Origin of the sequence: Streptomyces sp. NPDC059895 (assembly GCF_042731035.1) — a bacterium.
Classification (GTDB): domain Bacteria; phylum Actinomycetota; class Actinomycetes; order Streptomycetales; family Streptomycetaceae; genus Streptomyces.
This window is the reverse complement of the sequence record NZ_JBHWKO010000013.1, coordinates 191,799-212,975: the sequence shown is the minus strand read 5'-3', so window position 1 is coordinate 212,975 and position 21,177 is coordinate 191,799. Positions and strand designations below refer to the sequence as shown.

The following is a 21,177-nucleotide window of genomic DNA, read 5'->3' as shown; positions in this document are numbered from 1 at the left end:
ACGGAGGCGCGGGCGGCGGGGTGCAGACCGCCGCCCGCGCTCCCGACCGTCACGCGCGGGGTTCGCCGAAGGTCAGCAGTCCGTTGCGGCGGCCGAACCGTACGAAGCCGACGCCCGCGGCGAAGAGGACGACGGCGCCGATGCCGGAGAACAGCGCGATCTGGCTGCCGGTGGCGGCGAGGCCGCCCTGGGCGGAGGTCCCGCCGGAGCCGGTCGCGGAGCCGGTGTCGCCCGCGGTGGTGCCGGACGTGGTGCCGGTGGAGTCGCCCGAGGCGTCGTCGGTCGGATCGGCGGAGGCCTCGTCCGTGGGGTCGTCCGTGGGGTCGTCGGTGGGGTCGTCCGTCGGGTCGTCGCTCGTGGTCGGTGACGGCGAACCGGTCGACGGTTCGGGGACGGTGAAGGCGGCCGTGGTGAAGTTCGCTCCCGTGCCGCCGTTCACCTGGCAGTCGTTGCCGGCCGCGGTGAACGTCCAGGCCGCCCGGCCGGCGACCGCGTCGTCGGGCACGGTGAGGGACGGCCAGGTCACCACTCCGCTCGCGTCCGCCGTGGCGGCCGGGAAGGCGGCGTCGTTGCCGCTCATCGTCAGCGCGTACGACGTGGCGGGCGTGCATCCCCGGACGATCAGCTTGACCGTCTGGCCCCGCTGGAGCTCCGGTTCGGCGGGGAGCCGCTGGTCGGAGGCGTCGCGGATCTCGTAGTCGGCGGGGTACACGAGCACGGTGGCGGCCTCGGACTCCGATGCGCCCCACTCGGCGGTGTCGGCGGGGGTGAAGCGGGCCGTGACGTCGTGCCGCCCCTCGGCCAGGGTCGCGGTGGTGAACTCGGCCTCGCCGTCGGCGACGGTGGCCTGGCCGAGCGTCGTCCCGCCCTCCAGGAAGGTGACGGTGCCGGCCGCCTCGGCCGGCGAGACGGTCGCCGTGAGCGTGACCTCCTGACCGGGCTCGGCGTCGGCGGGGACCGCCGCCACGGTGAGGCCGGTGGCGCTCGCGCCCTCACCGACCACCCAGGTGTCGCCGGTCACGGTGATCTTCTGGGACCAGTACGGATCGCCCGGGACGATCGACTCGGGCGGTACGGCCCAGTCGAAGTTGTCCACGCACCGGACGCGCAGTTCGTAGGTGCCGTCGCCCGTGACGACGTTCGCCAGGCTGTTCACCGACAGTCCCGGGTTGTCCGCCGCGGCCAGGGAGATCGCCGAGGTCGGCGCGGTGTAGGGCCCCTGGTGGGTGATCCCGCTCAGCGCCGTCGCCTCGCTGCCGTCGGCCTTGACCACGTACAGGTTGAGGACGCTGTTCCAGTTGATCTCCTCGAGGGTGACGTCGGGGCACGTGCCGGGGATCGCGAGGGAGCCGCCCAGGGGCTGCGGGTCGCTCAGTCGGCCGGTGCCGGGTGTCAGGGTGAACTCGCCGACGGAGGCCGCCCGGGCGGGCTGGGGCCGGGACACGGCCAGGGCCAGCAGGCCCACGACGAGCAGGGCGCAGGCGGCCAGGACGGCGGCCGTTCTTCGGAAGGGATGGAGCACTGTCATTTCGCGGCCCCCCGGGGTCGGTTGACGGGTCTACAGGGACAGCGCGTGGGGCCGGGCACCCCTGGAGGTGCCCGGCCGTTGCGCGGGGATCAGACGGCGGTCACGGACTACCGCTCGCCGGTCAGGGTCGTGGCACCGCAGTTGCTCACGGTGCCGAAGCCGTAGTTGGTGATGGTGGAGGTGGCGGCGCAGACCTTCGAGGCGGAGCCGACGAAGGTCTCGGCGATCACCGAGTTGCCGAGCTTCGTGGTCGGCACGACGTTGTAGACGTCACGGAGGAAGTCGGTGGCGAAACCCGTGTTGAGCGCGAGGGCCGTGCCCGAGCCGGTGGTGGGGGCCAGGCCGTTGACGCTGCGCAGACGCGACTCGCCACGGCGGTTCGGGACGTCCGAGAAGCCCTTGCCCTGGGCGATCCACTGGGCGATCGAGTACGGCATCAGCTGGCTGCCGTTGGCGATGGCCGTGCCGTCGTGCTCCTGGATGCCCTGGGTGACGCAGGAGCCGACCTGGGCCTCGGTGATGCCGATGGCCGACAGCCAGAAGGTCCGGGTGCCCGAGCCGGTCTGCGGCAGCAGCGGCTGCACCGTGACCGTGGCGCCCGAGGCGTCGGTGTAGGTGCAGTTGGTGTAGATGCTCGCCAGCTGCGCCTTCGTCAGGTTCGTGGGCACCGTGCTGCCCAGGTCGGTGGCGTAGGTGACACCGTCCTTGGCGTAGGGGATGAAGGTGAGGTCCGCGGTGCTGGTGTCGGCCGGGCCGCGCGAGGAGCGGGCGAAGTCGACGCAGTTGGTGCCGGCGGTGAGGTCGTTGTTGAGCGCGGTGATGCCGGCCGAGGAGCCGTTCGGGCGGTTGATCGTGCAGTTCGGGGACGTCGCCGGGTCCTTGGTGGTGATCGTGGTGGAGCCGGTGGCGTTGTAGGACGCGATGATCTTGCCGTTGGCGTTCGTGACGACGTCGCCCAGGCCGTTCAGGACGTACTGCGTGGTGTCGGAACCCACACCCGCCAGCTGACGGTATTCGGTGGTCGAGCCCGGGTCCGCGGAAGCCGGAGCGGCCAGGATGCCGAGACCGAGAGCCGCGGCACCGAATGCGGCGCCGACCTTGACGCGGGACATGACGCTCATTTCTGAACCCCTCGTTCTTGTTTTCGAAGACTGGATGTTCAGGCTGAATCCGGATTGTCTTGCCGCCGACCCGTCGATCGGCCACCGATTACATTTCCAGGATTTCCGCACGATGACCAACGAATTGCCCATGAGGGAAAGGTTAAGGGGAGATTTCCTGGGTGCCCCCTAGAGAGACCGCCGTTGGGCGAGGTGCAGCATCACCGGACCGGAAAGTCCGGCCGATCCACCCAGGAACAGAACGATGAGAAGAACCCAGCGGATGATTCCCAGAATCTCTCCCGGGGTGGTTCCGCTTCCGGAATTCGCGACGTTCTGCCCGGGTCCAGGGGAGGCTGGGGAGGAGCCGTCCGAGGGGGCGGACGCCGGTGTGGTGGAGCCGGCGTCGCCGCCCGCCGCGCCGTCGGACACCTCCGCGGCGCCGGCGCCGGAGGACGCTGCCCCGGCGGCGGCTCCGGAGCCGGATCCCCCGGTGCCGTCCGGGTCCGACGCGTCGGACGACGGGTCGGTACCGGTGCCGCCGCGTTCCAGGGCGAGGGCCGCGGTCTCGGCCTGCTCACGCTGCTCCGCCGGCAGCGGCGCGTATCCCGGGGGCAGTTCGCCCGCGGACAGGCCCGGTGTCTGGCCCGCGCCGGCGGCGTACCTGATGAACTCCGCGTAGGCCTCGCGCGCCTCGGCGTCCTGGTTCACCGAGGCCGCGGCGTAGGCCACGGCGGTCAGCGGGTACGCCTGCCCCTCGGCCAGCGCCGGATCGGGTTCGAGCACCGACGCGTCCACGGACGACGGCCGCATGGTGCCGACGGCGGCCGTCAGCGTGCCGGTCGAGGGCCGTACGAAGGTGCCGTCCGCGTTGCGCAGGGCCGCCGTCCGCAGTCCGTAGCGTTCCGCTGAGGCGGTGTCGACGATCGCCATCACGGCGTGCCGGCCCGACCAGGGCACCTCGTTGACGAGCTTGGGCGGGGCGTTGTTCCCCGGCTCCCACTTGACGACGTTGTTGTTGTTCCCCCGGCGGGTGCGCAGCGCGCCGTCGTGCAGGTCCGCCGTGTACGGGTCCAGGTCCGTCACGGCGTAGGTGAGGGGCGGCTCCCCGTTGGCGAGGGCCGGTGACGTGGTGGGATCCACCTTGGGGAAATCGGTCAGCGACGCGGCCTCCGCCAGATTCAGGTCCTGGTAATAGCGGTTCACCTTCATTCCCCAGGGGTCCGCCGTCCCGGAGAGGAAGTCCCGGGCGTCCTCGTCCGACTGGAGCCAGTTCCAGACGAGCCGCGTGGTGTCGGAACTCTGCAGGGGAACCATGAGGCTCGTCGGCTGCCCGCTCAACGCCGGGAATTCAGGGTTCAGCTCCTTGAATTCCGGATCCTGGTGGAAGAAGGCGGGATTTCCGTCGAGGTAATCCGGAGCGTCGCCCAGTGTCACGTCCTTCGTGTAGGAGTGGGTGAGCATCTTGGCGACGAGCCGTGGCGTCAGTTTCATGTCCTGGACCAGGCCGGACGCGCTTTCCATGAAGAACGCGATCGCCAGCCCGGACACGGCCACCGGCGCGTGCACGACCTGCGCGCCGCCCTCCGTCGGGGCGACCGGGTCGACGGTGAGCCCGAGGACGGGCGTCTCGGCGGTCGTGGCCAGCACCTGGCTCCTGGCCGGCTCCTCCCCCGACTGGGTGAAGGCGAAGGTGCTTCCCGTGGACGAGCACAGTCTCGGCTGCCAGGAGGTGATGGCGTCGGTGGCCAGTTCGGAGCCCGCCGTGGGCCGCTCCGGCTGCCCCTGCGGGCAGAACTCGTCGACGGGCAGGAAGTCCAGCCGGACGGCCATCCGCTGGGCCCAGTTCGTCGCGGACAGGGGCGAGCCGTCGATCTTCCCGTCCTCGCCCGCTCCCGTGACGTCCGTGCCGTCGCTGTTGTGCGTGCCCCGGGGCACCACGACCAGCCAGCACGACCGCGGTGCGGGGGTGTCCCCGGCAGCCGCCGTGTTCACGCCGCACCCCAGGTGGGGCGCCTGGATCCCGTCCTGCACCTCGAAGGTCACCTCGCCCGTGCCGCCCGCGAAGGTGCGGTTGGCGGGCTGCTCGTTGGTGTCCAGCGGGCCGAAGTAGGTCTTGTCCGTGGCGGACGTGGTGGGCGGGAGGTCGCCCGCGGGGCGGAACGGCACGAACGCGTTCGGACCCGTGTACTGCGTCTCCTGGGGGTCGGCCGCCGCGGAGAGCGACCGGCCGTCCACGCCGGTGCCCGGAAGCGGAACGCCGGATCCGCCGTAGACGCACTGCTCCCGCGTGGGCCCGCTCGGGTCGTCGCCCCAGCACTGCATGATCTGGAGGAAGTCGGTCCAGAACACCGTGTCGTTCGTCGTCGGCGCGCCCCCCTCCCAGCTGATCCGCACCCCCTGCGTCCGCAGGTTCCTCGTCTGGTGGACGGTCACCTTCAGCCCGGAGAAGTCGTCGTATCTGCCCTTCTTCCCCGTCACCGTCACCGCGGAGTCCTCCGCCGCGCCGTCCGCCGCCGCGGCGGGCGTCGTGGCGGGCGGCAGCGGGAGCAGGGCCAGCACGACAGCGGCCAGCAGCGCGCCCACGGCGACCACGACGCGCGGCCGGAACCGGGTGGCGGCGCGCGACCGGAGCCGGGTGGCGGCGCGCGACCGGAGCCGGGTGGGGGCGGTCATGCCGCACCTCCGTTCCGGCGCGCGCGGTTGGCCATGACACGCCCGACCAGCGGCGGTCCCACGACCACGCCGAGCAGGAGGACGGCCGACAGCGCCATCAGCGCGGTGCGCAGGCCGAGGGAGTCGCCGGACGCGAGGGAGACCGGGACGGCGGCGACGGAGGTGTCGCCGGTGGCCTGGTCACCGCTGAGCACCTCACCGGTGTCCGGGTCGACGACGCCGCCCCCGGTCGTCGACGCCGCCGTGCCCCCGGTACCGCCGCCGGTCGTGGTGGCGCCGCCGGTCGCGCTCGCCGAGCCCGTCCCGCCCGTCGCGGCGGTGCCGCCGGACGCCCCGGAGCCGCCGGTCGAACCGGACCCCGTCGAGCCGGAACCGCCGCCGCTCCCGTTCGTCGCGGTGGACTGCCGGGCGCCGCCGGTGCCGGTGGCGCACTGGTCCGCGCCCTTCTTGTCGCAGGCCTGCGGATACGGGGCCTTCTGGGCCAGGAGGTTCTTGCCGTCACTGGAGAACGTCGGGTTGTTGCACTTCTTGATGTCGATGTTCTCCGCGACGGCACCGGGGATCCTGCGCACCTGCTCCATGGCCGCCTCCACCAGGTTGATCGGCAGCGGCGAGTAGCCGAGCCGGTCGGCCTGCTGCTGGCCCTCGCAGAGGAAGTAGTTGCTGAACGCGCTCAGCGTGCTGCCCTTGGCCTGGGTGAAGCCCATCTCCTCCTTGGTCGGGATGATCATGTAGCTGTAGCTGGAGAGGGGGTAGGTGCGCCGGTCGTCGAACGCGTAGACCCCGTCCAGGTTCTGGGTCAGGTAGTTCGCGGAGCGCGGGTCGTCGTTGATCCTGGCCCGGGTCAGGGCGACGGCCACGCTGGAGGCGGTCGGCTCGACGTAGTAGCCGGACTTGTTGAGGACCTTGGCCACCGGGAAGCCGGCGTTCGTGGCGTACGAGTACTCGACGTAGGTGATGGCGCCCTCGGCCTGGGGCTGCTTGGTGTAGCCGGCGACGCCGAGCGAGCCGGACTGGGCGACGAAGCCGGAGCCGGGGATGTTGGGGAAGTACGAGGTCAGGCCGCAGGGGGTGGGCTTGCCGGCCCGGCGGCAGTAGTCGTTCCACAGGCTGCCGTGCTGCTTGGACATCCACAGGGTGAACTGCGCGGTGGTGCCGGAGCCGTCGGAGCGGATGACCGGGACGATACGCCGGGCCGGAAGGGCGAGCTTGGGGTTGTCCGCCTTGATCTCCGGCGCGTTCCACATCGTGAGCCTGCCGGTGAAGATCTTGGTGAGGACATCGCCGGACAGCCGGAGGTTGGTGACCCGCTTGCCGCCGATCTTCAGGTTGTACATGAACGACGTACCGCCGGCCACGATGGGCATGTACGCGAACTTGCGCTGTGGCGGGGTGTCCGTCGCGCCGAACTCGGTGAGGCCGTAGGGGATCTCGGACACACCGAAGTCCGACGTGCCGTTGGCGAACTGGGTACGGCCGACCGTCGAGCCGACCGAGGAGTAGTTCACGGTCATGCCCTGCTGGCGGACGTTGCGGCGCCACTGCTCGATGGCGTTGGCACTCCAGGTCGAGCCCGAGCCGCTGATCTTCACATGGGTGGCGGCGGCGGCACCTGGCGGATGAAGGGCCAGCAGCGCACACACCAGGGCGACGACCAGCGCCGACGCCTGGTACACACGCACGGCGCGCGGACGACGGACAGGTGCGGGGATCACGTGGTGCTCCTCGTCGATGCGGAACCGGTCGGTGCGGAACCGGTCGATACGGGGTCGGTCGATTCGGGGCCGGCCGGCAGGGGGCCGGCCGTCGCGCGCGCGGCGAAGCGCCGGGCGTCCCGGCGGGACGCCCGGACCCGGCGGTGTTCCTGACGGCGGGTCAGCCGGCCCGGTCCGCGTCCGCCGAGGATGCGGGCGATCACGAACAGGACGAGCACCAGCACCAGCAGGACCGCCGCGGTGCCGAAGCCGCGGGCGATGTACGAGGGCTCGGGGGACTTGACGAGTTCGAAGGCCGCCAGCGGCAGCGACACCATCGGGTCCCGGAGCGGATCGGTGTTGAGCTCCGCGGTGAAACCGGCGGTCAGCAGGACCGGCGAGGTCTCGCCCACACCGCGTGCGGTGCCCAGGATGACGGCCGTGGTCAGCCCGGACCGGGAGGTGGGCAGCACCACGTGCCAGACGGTGCGCCACCGCGAGGTGCCGAGCGCGTACGACGCCTCGCGCAGGGTGCCGGGAACCAGCCTGATCACCACGTCCGAGGCGCGGATGATGATCGGCAGCATCATCACGGAGATCGCGAGCGCGGCGGCGAGGCCGGACCGGTCGAAGCCGAGGCCCAGGATGAAGGTCGCGTAGATGAACAGACCCGCCACGATGGACGGCAGCGCGGTCATCGCCTCGACGATGGTGCGGACGAACCGGCTGAAGCCACCGGGGACCTCGTTGAGGAAGACCGCGCACACCAGTCCGGCCGGAATGCAGATCACCAGGGCGATGGAGATCTGCCACAGCGTGCCGACGATCGCGTGCAGGATGCCCCCCACGCCGAGCGGCTCGACCGGACCCGCGTCGGCCATGGACTCGGTGTAGAAGTTCAGGTGCGGCAGCGCCTCGCGCCCCTCGTACAGGGTGTAGACGACGACGAAGGCCAGCGCGGTCAGCATCACCAGCCCGAGACTCTGGACCACCACGGCGGCCACCCGGTCGCGGACCGCGGGACCGTCCTCGTCGAAGGAGACCAGCAGGGCGTACAGGCCGACGAAGAGCGCGTAGGCGATGACGACGAAACCCGGCGCTCCGTTGAACGGCAGCAGCCGGTCGAACATGAGCCAGGTGACGGCGAGGGACGCGGCGCCCGCGCCGGTCATGGCGTAGACGTCGGTGGCGCGCAGGGTGGACAGGTTCCGGCGCGACTGTCCGCGCGGCGCGCGATCGCCGGTCCGGCGTCCCGGCAGGGTCGTGCCCCCGGCCGGCGGTTCCGGCGGAAGGCTCGCGCCTGCGGGCGGTTCCGGCGGAAGGCTCGTGCCCGAGGGCGGTTCCGGCGGAAGGCTCGTGCCCGCGGCCGGTTGTGCCGGCGGAGCGGCGGGGCCGGGCGTGGCCCCCGGCCCCGGATCGCCGCCGGGCGGGCTCTGTGGAACGGTGACGGTCATCGGGCTCGGTCTCCTCAGGAGTCGCTCGCCGCGCCGGAACGGCTGCGGGCGACGATCGACGACGCGGCGAAGTTGACGACGAGGGTCATCAGGAAGAGCGCGAGGCCGGCGGCCATCAGCGCGGACATGCCGAGTTCGGAGGCCTCGCCGTAGCGCAGGGCGATCAGGGAGGAGACCGAGCTGGTGCCGTTCTGCAGGATGTGCGGCTGGATCACGAACACCGGCGAGATGATCAGGTACACGGCGATGGTCTCGCCGAGGGCCCGGCCCAGGCCCAGCATCGTGCCGCCGATCATGCCGCCTTTGCCGAACGGCAGGACGACGCTGCGGATCATGCCCCAGCGGTGGGCGCCGAGCGCGTACGCTCCCTCCCGCTCCCCGACCGGGGCCTGTGAGAACACCTCCCGCACCACCGAGCAGATGATCGGCGCGACCATCAACGACACGACGATGCCCGCGATGAAGGTGGAGGAGGTGAAGACCGTCGCGGTGGCGAGCGGGTCGGTGGGATCGGCGCCGTCGACCTCGAAGAGCGGGATCCAGGCGAAGTAGGTCGAGATCCAGCGCGACACGGTGACCACGTGCCCCTGGAAGAAGAACAGGCCCCACAGGCCGTAGACCACCGACGGCACCGCGGCCATCAGGTCCACGACGCTGATGAGGGTCTGGCGGATGCGGGGCGGCGCGTACTCGGAGATGTACAGCGCGGTGCCGATGGCCAGCGGTACCGCGAACGCGATGGCGACCAGGGCGATCAGCACGGTTCCGACGATGACCGCCGCGATGCCGAAGTTCCCGCCTTCGGGCTCCCACGCCTCGGTGGTGACGAAGTGCCACTCGGCGACCGACAACGCCTGCCAGGCCCGGTACGTCAGGAAGCCGCCGACGAGCAGCATGATCGCGAGGACCAGGGTGCCACCGCCGCGCAAGATCCCCCGGAATAGGCGGTCCGCCACACCCTGGTCGGGATGCAGGCGTCTCGGCGGGTCGTCCGCCGGCCTCACAGGTCGCTCAGAAGTTCGCGTGGTCACATGGGATGACGCTCCAGAGGCGCGATGGACGTCCGCGCACGCGCAGATGAACGGGGCACCCCCGAGAGGCAACTTCCGACGTCGACGCGAACGCGGCGACGGGTGGAGGGACGGCGGAAGGGGCCGGGGCGGCGGGCCCCGGCCCCTGCCGGGCCGACGGTCGGTCAGCTCGGCCCGCTCACGCGATGTCGCCCCACGAGATCACGCCACCCGATCCGAGCTCCGCCAGCAGCGCCCGGAAACGCTCATAGGCGGCCTGGCAGGTCGAGTGCCGCTCATAGGCACGGGAGGACACCGCCACGGTGCCGCCGACGGGATCGCGCAGGCGCCACACCCACCCGCTGCCCTCCGATGTGTGATGAACGGCCCCCGCCAATTCCGCCACACCGGAGCACAGCCGCTCGAACGCGGCACGGCACTCACCGTAGTCCCGGTACGTCCTTCCGGCCACGGCGATCACCCGCCCATTCGTGGCGGTGAGCCGCCACGAGTAAGTGCCGTCTGCACCTATATCTATTTGACAGCGCGTACCGGGTACGGCCGCGCCCCCCATTCTTGCCGCCATCCATCCCCACTCCTGTTTCCCCATATCAGGAAGCCGCATGAGCCGACGCTGGTTCGTCGGGCATGCGGCACACGCAGGTTAGTGAGGCGGGCGAGACAGCACCTGATCGCATTCGGCAGGTTTCACATGGAAGTTGCCCCTCGTTCACACACTGGACGATCGGAAAACGACAGGAGCGGGCGAATTCGCCCACCCGAACCTCGACACGACAGGCGGGCCGGCGCTTCAGCACCCGGGAGGCGGTACGCGCAGGTGGTCGCCAGGCCCACTGAAATTAGGGTCGATTTTCCCCTTCGGCTCTCCACAGAATCCATCCACCCGATATTCGCGCGCATTCTCTTCGCAAGACAATGCGAGACAATCGAAGCCCACCCCCTTCCGCCGACACATTCCTAAATCTCGCGACAACGAGTACGCTGCCCACGTAAATTCGGGCCTACCGATGAGAAATCGACCGGCCGTGGCATTCACATTGGGGAATTCGCATGCGTATGAACTCAGCTGTCGCCGCAGCGTGTGGCGTCGTGACCCTGTCCGCCCTCGCCGTTCCGGCCGCGCACGCGGACGAGCAGTTCGGCGACACCGTGATCACCGGCGTGATCGTGAACGAGGGCCGGCCCGTGGTCGTGGGCACGAACGCGAGAACCGTCACCGTCGAGGTCACCGCGAGCGACCCGGCCGGTCTCGAGCGGATCGACGCCACCCTCTACCACGGCACGTTCGGCGCCCCGGACAGCACCGTGGCCTCGACGGCCGCCTGCGGGCCCACGACCGCCGCCACCTCCACGTGCACCCTGACCTTCTCCCTCACCCCCGGCACCGCCCCGGCCGACGACTCGCTGGCCGGCGACTGGAGCGTCAGCGCCTACGCGATCGCCGCCGACAGCGACGCCGTGTTCCTGGACGACGCGGCCGGCTTCTCCCTGCAGCGCGACACCCAGGTCACCGTCGACGCCACCCCCGAGCCGGTGAAGCGGGGCAGGATCCTCACCGTCACCGGCGGCGTACGGCACGCCGACTGGGCGACCGGCACGTCGGCCGCCGCCGAGGCCGGCCTTCCCGTGAAGCTCCAGTTCCGCCCGAAGGGCGGCACCGCCTACTGCGACGTCGCGTCCGTCCCGGTCGCGGCCGACGGCACCGTCTCCACCACCGTCCGCGCCCGTGCGGACGGCACCTACCGCTGGTCCTGGGCCGGCTCGGCCACCACCGCGCCCGCGGTCTCCGAGGGCGATGACGTCGACGTGCGCTGACCCCCGCACGGCGGCGCCGGGCGCCCGCGGGGGCACCCGGCGCCGAACGGGGCGTTCGACGGCAGGCGGCGGCACGAGGAGTCACACACGCCCCGGCAAGCGGGACACACCACCGGCCCGGTGCGCCCTCAGCCCACCGCCAGCAGAATCGCCAGCACCACGGCCCCGGCGACGGCCGGCCCCACGATCTCCCAGGCCCACCGGACGGTCACCTCGCCCTGCGCGCTCTCCGCCTTCTCCCCCGCCTCCAGCAGTTCCCGCAGTTCGTGCATGATCTTGTCGCTCTCGGCCCGCACCGGCCCCTCCGGCACACCCGCGCCGGCCGCGGAGCCACGCGAGGGCAGCCCGCCCCCGAGCCCGCCGAGACCACCGAGCCCCCCGGACGCCCGGCCGGCGCGACCGCCCCGGCCCTCCCGCTCCGCCGCGGCCCGGGCCTCCTGCTGGACCGCCTTCTTCCGGGCCCGCAGCGACACGGGGATCGCCCACAGCTGGAACTTCCGCCCGGAGCCGGTGACGACCTCGTTGGAGTACCCGGCCCGCAGCGACACGACCTGCCCCCACGGCAGCACGATCACCCGGAACGGGTTGCGCACCCGCAGCCGGTCCCCGTTGGCGTACACGGCCGGGCGCAGCGTGAACGCGACGATCAGCGGCACGAGCAGGATGAGCGCCGCGAGCGCCAGCCACGGCGTGCGCCCCTGCCCCGCGACGATCGCGTCGACGCCGAGCCAGCCGACGATCGCGAGCAGCAGCGCCCCGCCGACGAGGCCCGCGGGGGACCGGTAGACGCGGTCCCTGGACTCGGGGGCCGAGGGCCGCGGCGTGGGTGACTGGTCTTCCGGGCTCGTCATGGCACCGATTCTGCCGCACGCGTGCGGCGCCGGGCCGAGGCGCCCTCACCACGCCCTCCCACCGGGCCGTCCTCCGGGGTGTACAGCCGCTACGCGCGTAGATATGCTCGTCTGGTGACCATGCCCACCAACGCACCCACCGCAGCTCACGCCCTCACGGACGTCACCGCGTCCGACAGCACGCTGCGCCGCTTCCTCCACGGGCTGCCCGGCGTCGACGGGGTCGGCCTGGAGGCGCGCGCCGCATCGCTCGGTACCCGTTCCATCAAGACGACCGCGAAGGCCTACGCCATCGACCTCGCCATCTCGATGGTCGACCTGACGACGCTGGAAGGCGCGGACACCCCGGGCAAGGTCCGGGCGCTCGGCGCGAAGGCCGTCCGCCCCGACCCGACCGACCGGACGACGCCCTCGACGGCCGCGGTCTGCGTCTACCCCGACATGGTCGCCACCGCCAAGGCGGCCGTCGCGGGCTCCGGTGTCAAGGTCGCCTCCGTGGCCACGGCCTTCCCGGCCGGCCGCGCGGCCCTCGACGTGAAGCTCGCCGACGTCCGCGAGGCCGTCGCGGCGGGTGCCGACGAGATCGACATGGTCATCGACCGCGGCGCCTTCCTCGCGGGCCGCTACCTGAAGGTGTACGACGAGATCGTCGCCGTACGGGAGGCCTGCGCCGGATCCGCTCGGCTGAAGGTCATCTTCGAGACGGGCGAGCTGTCGACGTACGACAACATCCGACGGGCGAGCTGGCTCGGCATGCTGGCCGGCGCGGACTTCGTCAAGACGTCCACCGGCAAGGTCGCCGTCAACGCCACGCCCGCCAACACCCTGCTCATGCTGGAGGCCGTCCGCGACTTCCGTGCGCTGACCGGCGTCCAGGTCGGCGTGAAGCCCGCCGGCGGCATCCGCACCTCCAAGGACGCCGTCAAGTTCCTGGTCCTGGTCAACGAGACCGCGGGCGAGGACTGGCTGGACAACCACTGGTTCCGCTTCGGCGCCTCCTCCCTCCTGAACGACCTGCTGATGCAGCGTCAGAAGCTGGCCACCGGCCGCTACTCCGGCCCCGACTACGTGACGGTGGACTGATCACCATGGCATCGGCATTCGCATACGCCCCCGCACCCGAGTCCCGCTCGGTCGTCGACATCGCCCCCTCCTACGGGCTGTTCATCGACGGCGAGTTCACCGAGGCGGCCGACGGCAGGGTCTTCAAGACGGTCTCGCCGTCCACCGAGGAGGTCCTCTCCGAGGTCGCCCGGGCGGGCGCCGAGGACGTCGACCGCGCGGTCGAGGCGGCCCGCAGGGCGTTCGGGAAGTGGTCCGCGCTCCCCGGCGCCGAGCGCGCCAAGTACCTCTTCCGCATCGCCCGCATCATCCAGGAGCGCAGCCGCGAACTGGCCGTCCTGGAGACGCTGGACAACGGCAAGCCCATCAAGGAGACCCGCGACGCCGACCTCCCCCTGGTCGCCGCGCACTTCTTCTACTACGCGGGCTGGGCCGACAAGCTCGACCACGCCGGCTTCGGCCCGGCCCCCCGGCCCCTCGGCGTCGCCGGCCAGGTCATCCCCTGGAACTTCCCGCTGCTGATGCTGGCGTGGAAGATCGCCCCGGCGCTGGCGACGGGCAACACGGTCGTCCTGAAGCCGGCCGAGACCACTCCGCTGAGCGCCCTGTTCTTCGCGGACATCTGCCGCCGGGCGGGCCTGCCGAAGGGGGTCGTCAACATCCTCCCCGGTTACGGCGACACGGGCGCCGCACTCGTCGCCCACCCGGACGTGAACAAGGTGGCCTTCACCGGCTCCACGGCCGTCGGCAAGGAGATCGCGCGTACGGTCGCGGGCACCCGCAAGAAGCTCACCCTCGAACTGGGCGGCAAGGGCGCCAACATCGTCTTCGACGACGCCCCGGTCGACCAGGCCGTCGAGGGCATCGTGAGCGGCATCTTCTTCAACCAGGGCCAGGTCTGCTGCGCGGGCAGCCGCCTCCTGGTCCAGGAGTCGATCCACGACGAGCTGCTGGAGTCGCTCAAGCGCAGGCTCTCCACGCTCCGCCTCGGCGACCCGCTGGACAAGAACACGGACATCGGCGCGATCAACTCCGCCGAGCAGCTCGCGCGCATCACCGCGCTCGCCGAGCAGGGCGAGGCGGAGGGCGCCGAGCGCTGGTCCCCGGCCTGCGAACTGCCCTCCTCCGGCTACTGGTTCGCCCCGACGATCTTCACGAACGTCACCCAGGCGCACACCGTCGCCCGCGACGAGATCTTCGGCCCGGTCCTGTCGGTCCTCACCTTCCGCACCCCGGACGAGGCCGTCGCCAAGGCCAACAACACGCCGTACGGCCTGTCGGCGGGCATCTGGACGGAGAAGGGCTCCCGCATCCTCGCGGTGGCGAACAAGCTCCGGGCCGGTGTCGTCTGGTCCAACACGTTCAACAAGTTCGACCCGGCGTCGCCGTTCGGCGGCTACAAGGAGTCGGGTTTCGGCCGCGAGGGCGGCCGTCACGGCCTGGAGGCGTACCTCGATGTCTGACCGACTTTCCGTGCTGAAGACCTACAAGCTGTACGTCGGCGGGAAGTTCCCGCGTTCCGAGAGCGGCCGGGTGTACGAGGTGACAGACGCGAAGGGCAAGTGGCTGGCGAACGCCCCGCAGTCCTCCCGCAAGGACGCCCGGGACGCGGTGGTCGCCGCCCGCAAGGCGTTCGGCGCCTGGTCGGGCGCGACGGCGTACAACCGCGGCCAGGTCCTGTACCGCGTCGCCGAGATGCTGGAGGGCCGCAGGGGACAGTTCGTCCACGAGGTGGCCGCCGCCGAGGGCCTGTCGAAGTCGAAGGCCGCCGAGCAGGTCGAGGCGGCCGTGGACCGCTGGGTCTGGTACGCGGGCTGGACCGACAAGATCGCCCAGGTGGTCGGCGGCGGCAACCCGGTCGCGGGCCCGTTCTTCAACCTCTCCTCGCCCGAGCCGACCGGCGTGGTCGCCGTCCTGGCCCCGCGGGAGTCGTCGTTCCTGGGCCTGGTCTCGGTGCTCGCCCCGGTGATCGCGACCGGCAACACGGCGGTGCTGATCGCGTCCGAGCGGTCCCCGCTCCCGGCGCTCTCCCTCGGCGAGGTCCTGGCCACCTCCGACGTCCCCGGCGGCGTGGTCAACGTCCTCTCCGGCCGTACGGCGGAGATCGCGGCGCCCCTCGCCGCCCACCAGGACGTCAACGCGATCGACCTCGCGGGCGCCGACGAGGTGCTGGCGAAGGAGCTGGAGATCGCGGCCGCGGACAACCTGAAGCGGGTTCTGCGTCCACAGCCTGTGGACGACTGGTTCGCGACTCCCGGAACCGACCGCATGACGGCGTTCCTGGAGACGAAGACCGTCTGGCACCCGACGGGCTCGCTGGGCGCCTCGGGCTCGTCGTACTGAGCCGGTGAACCACTGAGACCAGGGCCGCGACTCCTCACCGCCCGGAGGTGCCGCGGCCCTTTTCATACTCCTCACCCAAGCGCGGTCCGCGTCGCACCTCCGTGCCGTGTGATGCGCGGGCGGCAATCGATTTTGACCGTCCCGTTCACGAATGCCTCATCCGTCGCCTTCCCCGACCACACGTAGGCCTCGCCAGGTCTGAGCGCCGCCAGCTTCTGCGGGTTGAGCCCCGACAATGCCGCGTTGACCTTCTGCAGGTGCTTCAGCCACGCCGGTGACGTGAACCTGTGCAGGACCATGTGGGTGGAAAGCTCGATGAGTTCGGACGGCACGGACGGCGGATCCTGACTGGCAACGAGCACCGACATGCCCTTGTGGCGCATCTCGCGCACGCTGGAAACGAGTCCCGTCACCAGGTCGCCGCTGTCGGCGTACTTGTGCGCCTCGTCGAAGACGACCAGCTTGTTGAAGGGACGACCGTCGTCGGTCGCCTCCGAGAACAGGTGCATCAGGACGACGAACAGGCTGAGCGCATCGCTCTTCTCGATGTCGTCGGAGCGCAGATCCACGACGATCAGGCGACCTGGCCGCGCGAGGTCCTTGATACGGGCAGAGTCGTCGATGAAGTCACCCGCGAGGTCGAGCCGTTCTCTGGCCCTTCTCTTCAGGTGTTCGTCGAGGGTCGACTCCTCAACCCCGCGGCGGACCGCCTCCAGGGTCAGGTCTGCCCTGTTCGCCTTGATGATTCTGCCGATCTGCCGGATGTAGCCGGACTGGTTGCCAACGGCTCCCATGAGGAACTTCCAGTGGGCGATCTTCAGTTCGGCGGCGGCGAAGGCCAGGGGGTGCACTTGGACACCCGGGTAGCGGGCCTGGCGCTCCTCCACGTACTCCTCGGGAACCAGCAGTACGACGTCCGAGAGGCCGGCAGTCCGTGCGCCGTACCTGCGGTGCAGGGCTTCCCGTTGCCCCTCGTCGTCGTTAGCATGGATCATGCTCAAGAACTCGGGCTCGTACTCCGAGGTCTCGCTGTAGTGGAAGACGACGCTGGCCAGGGGGCTCGCCAGCCGGTTGACTCCCGGCACCGGCAGATTCGCCATCTCCAGAACGGAGCCCAGGGTGTAACTCTTGCCACCGCCCTGCACACCGAAAAGACTGATCGCGTGGGTCTCGTTGAGGTCCACAGCGACGGTGCGGCCCGCGCTCACTCCGAGGAGACCGAACTGCGGGGACGGTCGCGAGACACCGAGGACGATGTCCGGGTCCTTGGTCTCCGGCCCATCAGATGCGGCGTCGGTGGAGTCGTCTGCGGCCCCGTTCCCCGGGGCGGGATCCCCAGTGCTGGTTTCCTCGGCCTCCGGCTCTGGCTCCAGCTCGATCTGCGCTACCTCGGCCCGGTCCACGGAGCCGCTGCCAGTAGTCAAAAGGCCATCGAATCCACATAGTTCGGACGGATCGTCGTCGGGATCCTCCGGCAGCGGGACGGGTTCCTCCGGAATGTCCCGACTACGTGCGCGCGGGCGCAACTGGACCGTGGCGGTGGCTGGGACAGGCTCCCTGTCGTGCTCGCTGAGATCCTCCAGTCCGGGCAGAACAGGCTCGCCCCCCTTCGCATGACCGGTGCCCGAGTCCTCCGCCGCAGGCCGGTACTCGGTCTCGATATCGTCGAGCAGTCGCACGGCGTGATCGCGACCGATCCGGTGGAAAACCACCCCTTCCTCGTGATCCGTGTCGAAGCCGTCCCTGGAGAGGTCGAACACGAGGCCGGTGCGGGTGAATTCCAGGCGGTATCCGTGATCGAGGCGGTCCAGCAGCCAGCGCGCCTCGGCCATCGCGCGCTCGCCGAAGAGGCCGTAACGGCCGGCCCGAGAGAGGTACTTCTCCAGCAGCGTGCGCAGCGCCACGTTCTGCAGCGGGCGGTCGGTACGCCCTCGTACCGGATCGAAACGCTCGGCGATGATCCGCTCGGTGTTCTCGGTCTGGCGGATGATGTGCTGGCGTTTCCCCTGGTAAGCGCCGAGGCCGCCGCCTGTGTGGCACTTGACCTCCAGCAGGCGGCACACGATGGTGCGCCGCTCTGCGTCGAGGTCGAACAGGGCGAGGTCGGTGCGCTGGAGCCGGACCTCGGTATCCCCGGCTGCCGCCCGGCCGCGCTCCTCCGCATACAGCTCGGGGTGGGAGTCGAGGGGGACGAGGATCTGGTCGCGCAGCGCGTCGCGGGCGCCGAGGTACCGGCGGGCGAGGGCCAGGCCGAGGACCTCGGTGCGATGGTTCTCGCCCAGCGCGGCCAGTTTGAACACGAGGCTGCCGGACAGTTCCCGCAGCTGGTCGAAGAAGGTCCGCACGTGCCGTTCGGGGATGCCGAGCGACCGGTCGGCGAGCACCGGGCCGAGCAGGGCTCGCATCTCGTCCAGTGAGCGGGAGGAGACGACGATCTGGTGGCCGAGTCCGCTGCGGGACGTGGTGGTGTGGTCGATGACGTACTCGGTGCGTCCGGGCCGCCCATGGTCAAAGTACTCGGCTCCGAGGGTGCGGTCCACGGTGACGACCCAGTCGCTCATCCGGTGGACGTCGTGCAGAAGGGCCCGGTCGTCCGGGGAGAGGCGGACCGTTATCTGCGGCAGCATTCCCAGCCGGTGTTCACCCGTGCTGGCCGCGACCAGAGCGGCGGACAGCGTCCGGGGCAGGGTCGCGAGCAGGTCCCCCGTTGTCTCGGCGCCCGTCAGCGGGTCGGTGACACCGTGCCGGGGCCGGCGGGTCCACTCGACGCTGTCGTCGTCCTCGCGGTAGTCGCCGCTCATCTCCTGGACAAGGCCGTGCACGGCGACGCGTCCGGTGCCGTCCTGGCCCGCCGCGATGTCGTGGCTCTCCCCGCCGAAAGGATTGAACAAGAAGGTGAGGTGGGCCGGGAAGTCGTCCGCCGCTTTGAGGAGTTCCTCCGCGTCCCGGATCACCACCGACAGTTTGGGCCGCAGAGCATCCCCCGGCGTGGCGAACGCCTCCGCGGCGGCGGAACGCGGGCCGCTCGCCGGAACCATCAGGTCGGTCAGCGCGGACCCGGTCCATGGGTCGTCGGGCGCGGTGGCGAAGAGCCGCACCGTGTAGTGCAGATGGGACAGATGGCGGCGTTCTTGGAGGGCGACCAGCATGTCGGCGAGGAGTTCGCCGTGGCCTGCACCGAGCGCGTTGATCACCAGGCTGTCGGCGTAGGGGTGGAGACGGATGTACTTCTCCACCCGGTCGGCGAGTTCTGTCCCGGTCACCCCACCCGCCGCTGCCGCCACGTCGACGCCGAGCGCGCCCGCCACCCGGGCCAGGGCCTCTCGGGGGTCGTCGGCCTCGCTGGGCAGGCACACCTGCCAGTAGTCCGTCAACGGGCTGCTGGCGAAGGCCAGTTCTCCCGAGTCCAGCGGTACGGCGAGTGGGTAGCCCAGAGGTGCCAGCTCCCGTTCCAGACTGCCGAGGCGTGCCTTGACCACACCCGCCGGGGCGTCGTGGAGCTGTTCGAGCCAGTGGTCCGCGAGGGCCGCCTGTCCGCTCCACCACAGCATGCGCAGCGGATGGGTGGGGGCGACCAGGACGACGGTGCGCCGACTGCCGTCGGTGTCGTGCAGGTGGACGGTGAGGGTGTCGGTGCGCAGCAGGCTGTGCAGCCGCGCCCGCCGCCGGTCGGTGTCGCGCGTGCCCGGCCGGTCCAGGGCCCGCAAGCAGGTGGTGAGGGCAGTGAGGTAGGCCTCCGCGTACGCCTCGACCGCAGGCCGCAGTGAGCGAGGGTCCGCGCCTTCCACGACCAGGACGTCGGACGCGCCGTCCGTGGCCTCCGGCAGGGCGAGCCTGCCGAAGAGTTCCGCTCGGGCACGGAGGTATTCGGAGAGAGGGCCCTCGCCCTCGGCCCGCGGACCGCCGTCCTCTCGCTCCCCAGGCTGCCCGGACCGCACGGAAAGCCGGGCGGCCCCGGCCGAGTCCACGTCGATCCGCGGCCCCTGAAGGGTGTCCGGGGCCCGCAGGATGTGCTGCTCCGCCTCGGCCAGAAGCCGTGGCAGATCGATGGTGACCAGTCCCGCGGGCCCGAAGGATGCGCGCAGTGAGCGAGTCTTCACGCTGGTGCCGCGTGGGCCCCAGCCGGTCTCGCGGCACTGTACCCGGGCCGGGTCGCGGCCTTCGGCGAGCGCGGTGAAACGCAGTCGGTTGATCGCCTGGGCGAGGCCGGGCGCATGGTGGCCGCGCGGGGTGGGCGGCTCGTCGAACTCGCCCTCGGGGACGACGTAGAAGCGGTCGCTCTCATACGGTCGGCGGCCGACGGTCTGCCCGCTGCCCGCAGCAGGCATGGGGTCGTCGTTCCCGTCCAGCGGGGTGACCCGGACGAAGTGCCAGCCTTCCTCCCAGTCCGGTGTCCGGCGCCCCTTGCGGAGTTTGATGCTCGCCTTGTGCTGCGGCTTGTTCCGGGCACCGGCCGGAATGGTCACCGTCAACCCGGTCGGGCTGGCGAGTGCGGCGCCCGCGTCGACGCCGTCCTCGTCTCCCGACTCGTCGCCGGTCTCGGCGTAGATCTCGACCTTGAAGCGCTTCAGGCCCGTGACACCCCGCTGGTCGCGGTCGACGGAGAAGGTGACGGGGAGGGAGGACAGGCCCCCGGGCAGGAGGTAGGGCTGGCCGAAGAGCCGGTCGAGGGCGGGGTGGTTGCGCTGGTCCTCCGCGTTCTCCCCGGCCTTGGGCAGCGCGGTCAGGTCGTCGACCTCGATGCGCACGGTCTGGTCGGCCGGGTCGTTCTCCTGCGGCCAGTGGTGGAAGGCGAGCGGCCAGTTGTCGGGATCGGCGGCGATGGCCCGGCACCAGTGCCCGGGGTCGGTCAGGCCGGTGTTCGCGGCGAAGTCGACGAGGCGGCGCAGGAAGCGCTGGTGCTCCTCGGAGTTGCGGGGCAGGCCGAGGGCGAGGACTCGTTGCCGGTCGGTGGCGGGACCGTCGGTGAGTTTCTCGACGGTGCGCCGGTTGCGCTGGATCTTGGTGACCAGGAGGGAGGGGTCGGTGAACAGTTGGAAGTCCGGGATGAGGCCCAGCAGATGGACGGCGGCTCCGGCGGCCTGCGGGTCGTGCTGGTTCTCGCGCAGGGTGAGCAGGTAGCGGGCGACGGCCCGGTCGGAGGCGTCGGACATCTCCGCGAGCAGCCGTTCGACGCTGGTGCGCAGCGGCTCCGGCACCTCCTTGAGCAGGTTGCGCCTCAGCCGTGCGTGTACCTCGTGGAGGGAGATCTCCTCGAAGGTCGCGACGGAGAAGGAGTCCTCCGCGCTGGCCTTGGTCCCGGGCGGTACGAACACCAGGAGCGCCGGCCTGAGGCGACCGTGTTCGTCGGGGTTGCGCAGTTCGACGAGCTTGGTGCTGGTGATGGACGTGTCGTCGCTGTCGGAGGGGCCGGTCGCGAGTACGTGCACCTGGGCGTCGGGGACTGCCTGACGCAGGCCGCGGGTGAGGCGGGCGGCGAGTTCGGTGTCGAGGCCGCCGACCCGCATGCAGTGGCCGGCCTCGCGCGTGCGCACGAGGTCGGCGAGGCCCGGCAGTGCGACGTGTTCGAGTGCCCGCCGCCAGTCGGTCTCGGTGATCTCCACCAGTCCGCGTGTCATGGTCC

At 71.0% G+C, this 21,177-nt stretch carries 13 protein-coding genes; 4 read left to right on the top strand and 9 right to left on the bottom strand.

Features of this window, described 5'->3' with window-relative positions; all coding sequences use genetic code 11:
* Window positions 1-49: 49 nt before the first annotated feature.
* The 7 genes from ACFV9M_RS18280 to ACFV9M_RS18250 form a co-directional block, all read right to left on the bottom strand.
* Window positions 50-1,528 (bottom strand): Ig-like domain-containing protein, encoded by a 1,479-nt coding sequence (locus ACFV9M_RS18280; protein WP_385064146.1) that lies wholly within the window; start codon window positions 1,526-1,528, stop codon window positions 50-52.
* A 107-nt stretch (window positions 1,529-1,635) separates the two neighbouring features.
* Window positions 1,636-2,649 carry a substrate-binding domain-containing protein gene (locus tag ACFV9M_RS18275; protein ID WP_385064144.1) on the bottom strand — a complete coding sequence of 338 codons (1,014 nt, stop codon included), beginning with the start codon at window positions 2,647-2,649 and terminating at the stop codon, window positions 1,636-1,638.
* 168 nt (window positions 2,650-2,817) lie between these two features.
* On the bottom strand, window positions 2,818-5,304 hold the full coding sequence (locus ACFV9M_RS18270) for a hypothetical protein (protein ID WP_385064142.1): 2,487 nt from the start codon (window positions 5,302-5,304) through the stop codon (window positions 2,818-2,820).
* Window positions 5,301-7,019: a phosphate ABC transporter substrate-binding protein PstS gene (gene pstS / locus ACFV9M_RS18265; RefSeq protein WP_385064140.1), complete on the bottom strand. Its 1,719-nt coding sequence runs from the start codon at window positions 7,017-7,019 to the stop codon at window positions 5,301-5,303. The genes ACFV9M_RS18270 and pstS overlap by 4 nt, the downstream gene beginning before the upstream one ends.
* Window positions 7,016-8,452: a phosphate ABC transporter permease PstA gene (gene pstA, locus ACFV9M_RS18260; RefSeq protein WP_385064138.1), complete on the bottom strand. Its 1,437-nt coding sequence runs from the start codon at window positions 8,450-8,452 to the stop codon at window positions 7,016-7,018. The genes pstS and pstA overlap by 4 nt, the downstream gene beginning before the upstream one ends.
* Before the next feature lie 14 nt (window positions 8,453-8,466).
* Complete coding sequence (gene pstC, locus ACFV9M_RS18255; RefSeq protein ID WP_385064136.1) at window positions 8,467-9,456, bottom strand: phosphate ABC transporter permease subunit PstC; 990 nt, start codon at window positions 9,454-9,456, stop codon at window positions 8,467-8,469.
* Window positions 9,457-9,661: 205 nt separating this feature from the next.
* Window positions 9,662-9,943: a hypothetical protein gene (locus ACFV9M_RS18250; protein ID WP_385064134.1), complete on the bottom strand. Its 282-nt coding sequence runs from the start codon at window positions 9,941-9,943 to the stop codon at window positions 9,662-9,664.
* 629 nt (window positions 9,944-10,572) lie between these two features.
* Between ACFV9M_RS18250 and ACFV9M_RS18245 the strand changes: the two genes are divergently transcribed.
* Window positions 10,573-11,298 (top strand): calcium-binding protein, encoded by a 726-nt coding sequence (locus ACFV9M_RS18245; RefSeq protein WP_385064132.1) that lies wholly within the window; start codon window positions 10,573-10,575, stop codon window positions 11,296-11,298.
* A gap of 128 nt (window positions 11,299-11,426) precedes the next feature.
* On the opposite strand, the gene ACFV9M_RS18240 is transcribed toward ACFV9M_RS18245, so the two are convergent.
* Window positions 11,427-12,149, bottom strand: a complete 723-nt coding sequence (locus tag ACFV9M_RS18240) for a PH domain-containing protein (RefSeq protein WP_385064130.1) — start codon at window positions 12,147-12,149, stop codon at window positions 11,427-11,429.
* Window positions 12,150-12,269: 120 nt separating this feature from the next.
* Here ACFV9M_RS18240 and deoC point away from each other — a divergent pair, with 120 nt between their 5' ends.
* Genes deoC through ACFV9M_RS18225 form a run of 3 tightly spaced genes read left to right on the top strand, consistent with a single transcriptional unit; the run spans window position 12,270 to window position 15,554 of the window.
* Entirely contained in the window at window positions 12,270-13,232 is a 963-nt protein-coding gene (gene deoC, locus ACFV9M_RS18235) for a deoxyribose-phosphate aldolase (RefSeq protein WP_385064180.1), read from the top strand.
* Window positions 13,233-13,237: 5 nt separating this feature from the next.
* On the top strand, window positions 13,238-14,674 hold the full coding sequence (locus ACFV9M_RS18230) for an aldehyde dehydrogenase family protein (RefSeq protein ID WP_385064128.1): 1,437 nt from the start codon (window positions 13,238-13,240) through the stop codon (window positions 14,672-14,674).
* Window positions 14,667-15,554 (top strand): aldehyde dehydrogenase family protein, encoded by an 888-nt coding sequence (locus ACFV9M_RS18225; protein WP_385064126.1) that lies wholly within the window; start codon window positions 14,667-14,669, stop codon window positions 15,552-15,554. Before ACFV9M_RS18230 ends, ACFV9M_RS18225 begins: the two co-directional genes overlap by 8 nt.
* A gap of 71 nt (window positions 15,555-15,625) precedes the next feature.
* Here the strand turns inward: ACFV9M_RS18225 and ACFV9M_RS18220 are convergent, their stop codons facing one another.
* Window positions 15,626-21,172, bottom strand: coding sequence for a hypothetical protein (locus ACFV9M_RS18220; protein WP_385064124.1), 5,547 nt, complete (start codon window positions 21,170-21,172; stop codon window positions 15,626-15,628).
* Window positions 21,173-21,177: the final 5 nt, after the last annotated feature.

Excerpts from the sequence above, each read along its gene's own strand:
- ACFV9M_RS18280 (WP_385064146.1), bottom strand. The coding sequence starts at position 1,528 with ATGACAGTGCTCCATCCCTTCCGAAGAACGGCCGCCGTCCTGGCCGCC.
- ACFV9M_RS18275 (WP_385064144.1), bottom strand. The coding sequence starts at position 2,649 with ATGAGCGTCATGTCCCGCGTCAAGGTCGGCGCCGCATTCGGTGCCGCG.
- ACFV9M_RS18270 (WP_385064142.1), bottom strand. The coding sequence starts at position 5,304 with ATGACCGCCCCCACCCGGCTCCGGTCGCGCGCCGCCACCCGGCTCCGG.
- pstA (WP_385064138.1), bottom strand. The coding sequence starts at position 8,452 with ATGACCGTCACCGTTCCACAGAGCCCGCCCGGCGGCGATCCGGGGCCG.
- ACFV9M_RS18240 (WP_385064130.1), bottom strand. The coding sequence starts at position 12,149 with ATGACGAGCCCGGAAGACCAGTCACCCACGCCGCGGCCCTCGGCCCCC.
- deoC (WP_385064180.1), top strand. The coding sequence starts at position 12,270 with ATGCCCACCAACGCACCCACCGCAGCTCACGCCCTCACGGACGTCACC.
- ACFV9M_RS18230 (WP_385064128.1), top strand. The coding sequence starts at position 13,238 with ATGGCATCGGCATTCGCATACGCCCCCGCACCCGAGTCCCGCTCGGTC.
- ACFV9M_RS18225 (WP_385064126.1), top strand. The coding sequence starts at position 14,667 with ATGTCTGACCGACTTTCCGTGCTGAAGACCTACAAGCTGTACGTCGGC.
- ACFV9M_RS18220 (WP_385064124.1), bottom strand. The coding sequence starts at position 21,172 with ATGACACGCGGACTGGTGGAGATCACCGAGACCGACTGGCGGCGGGCA.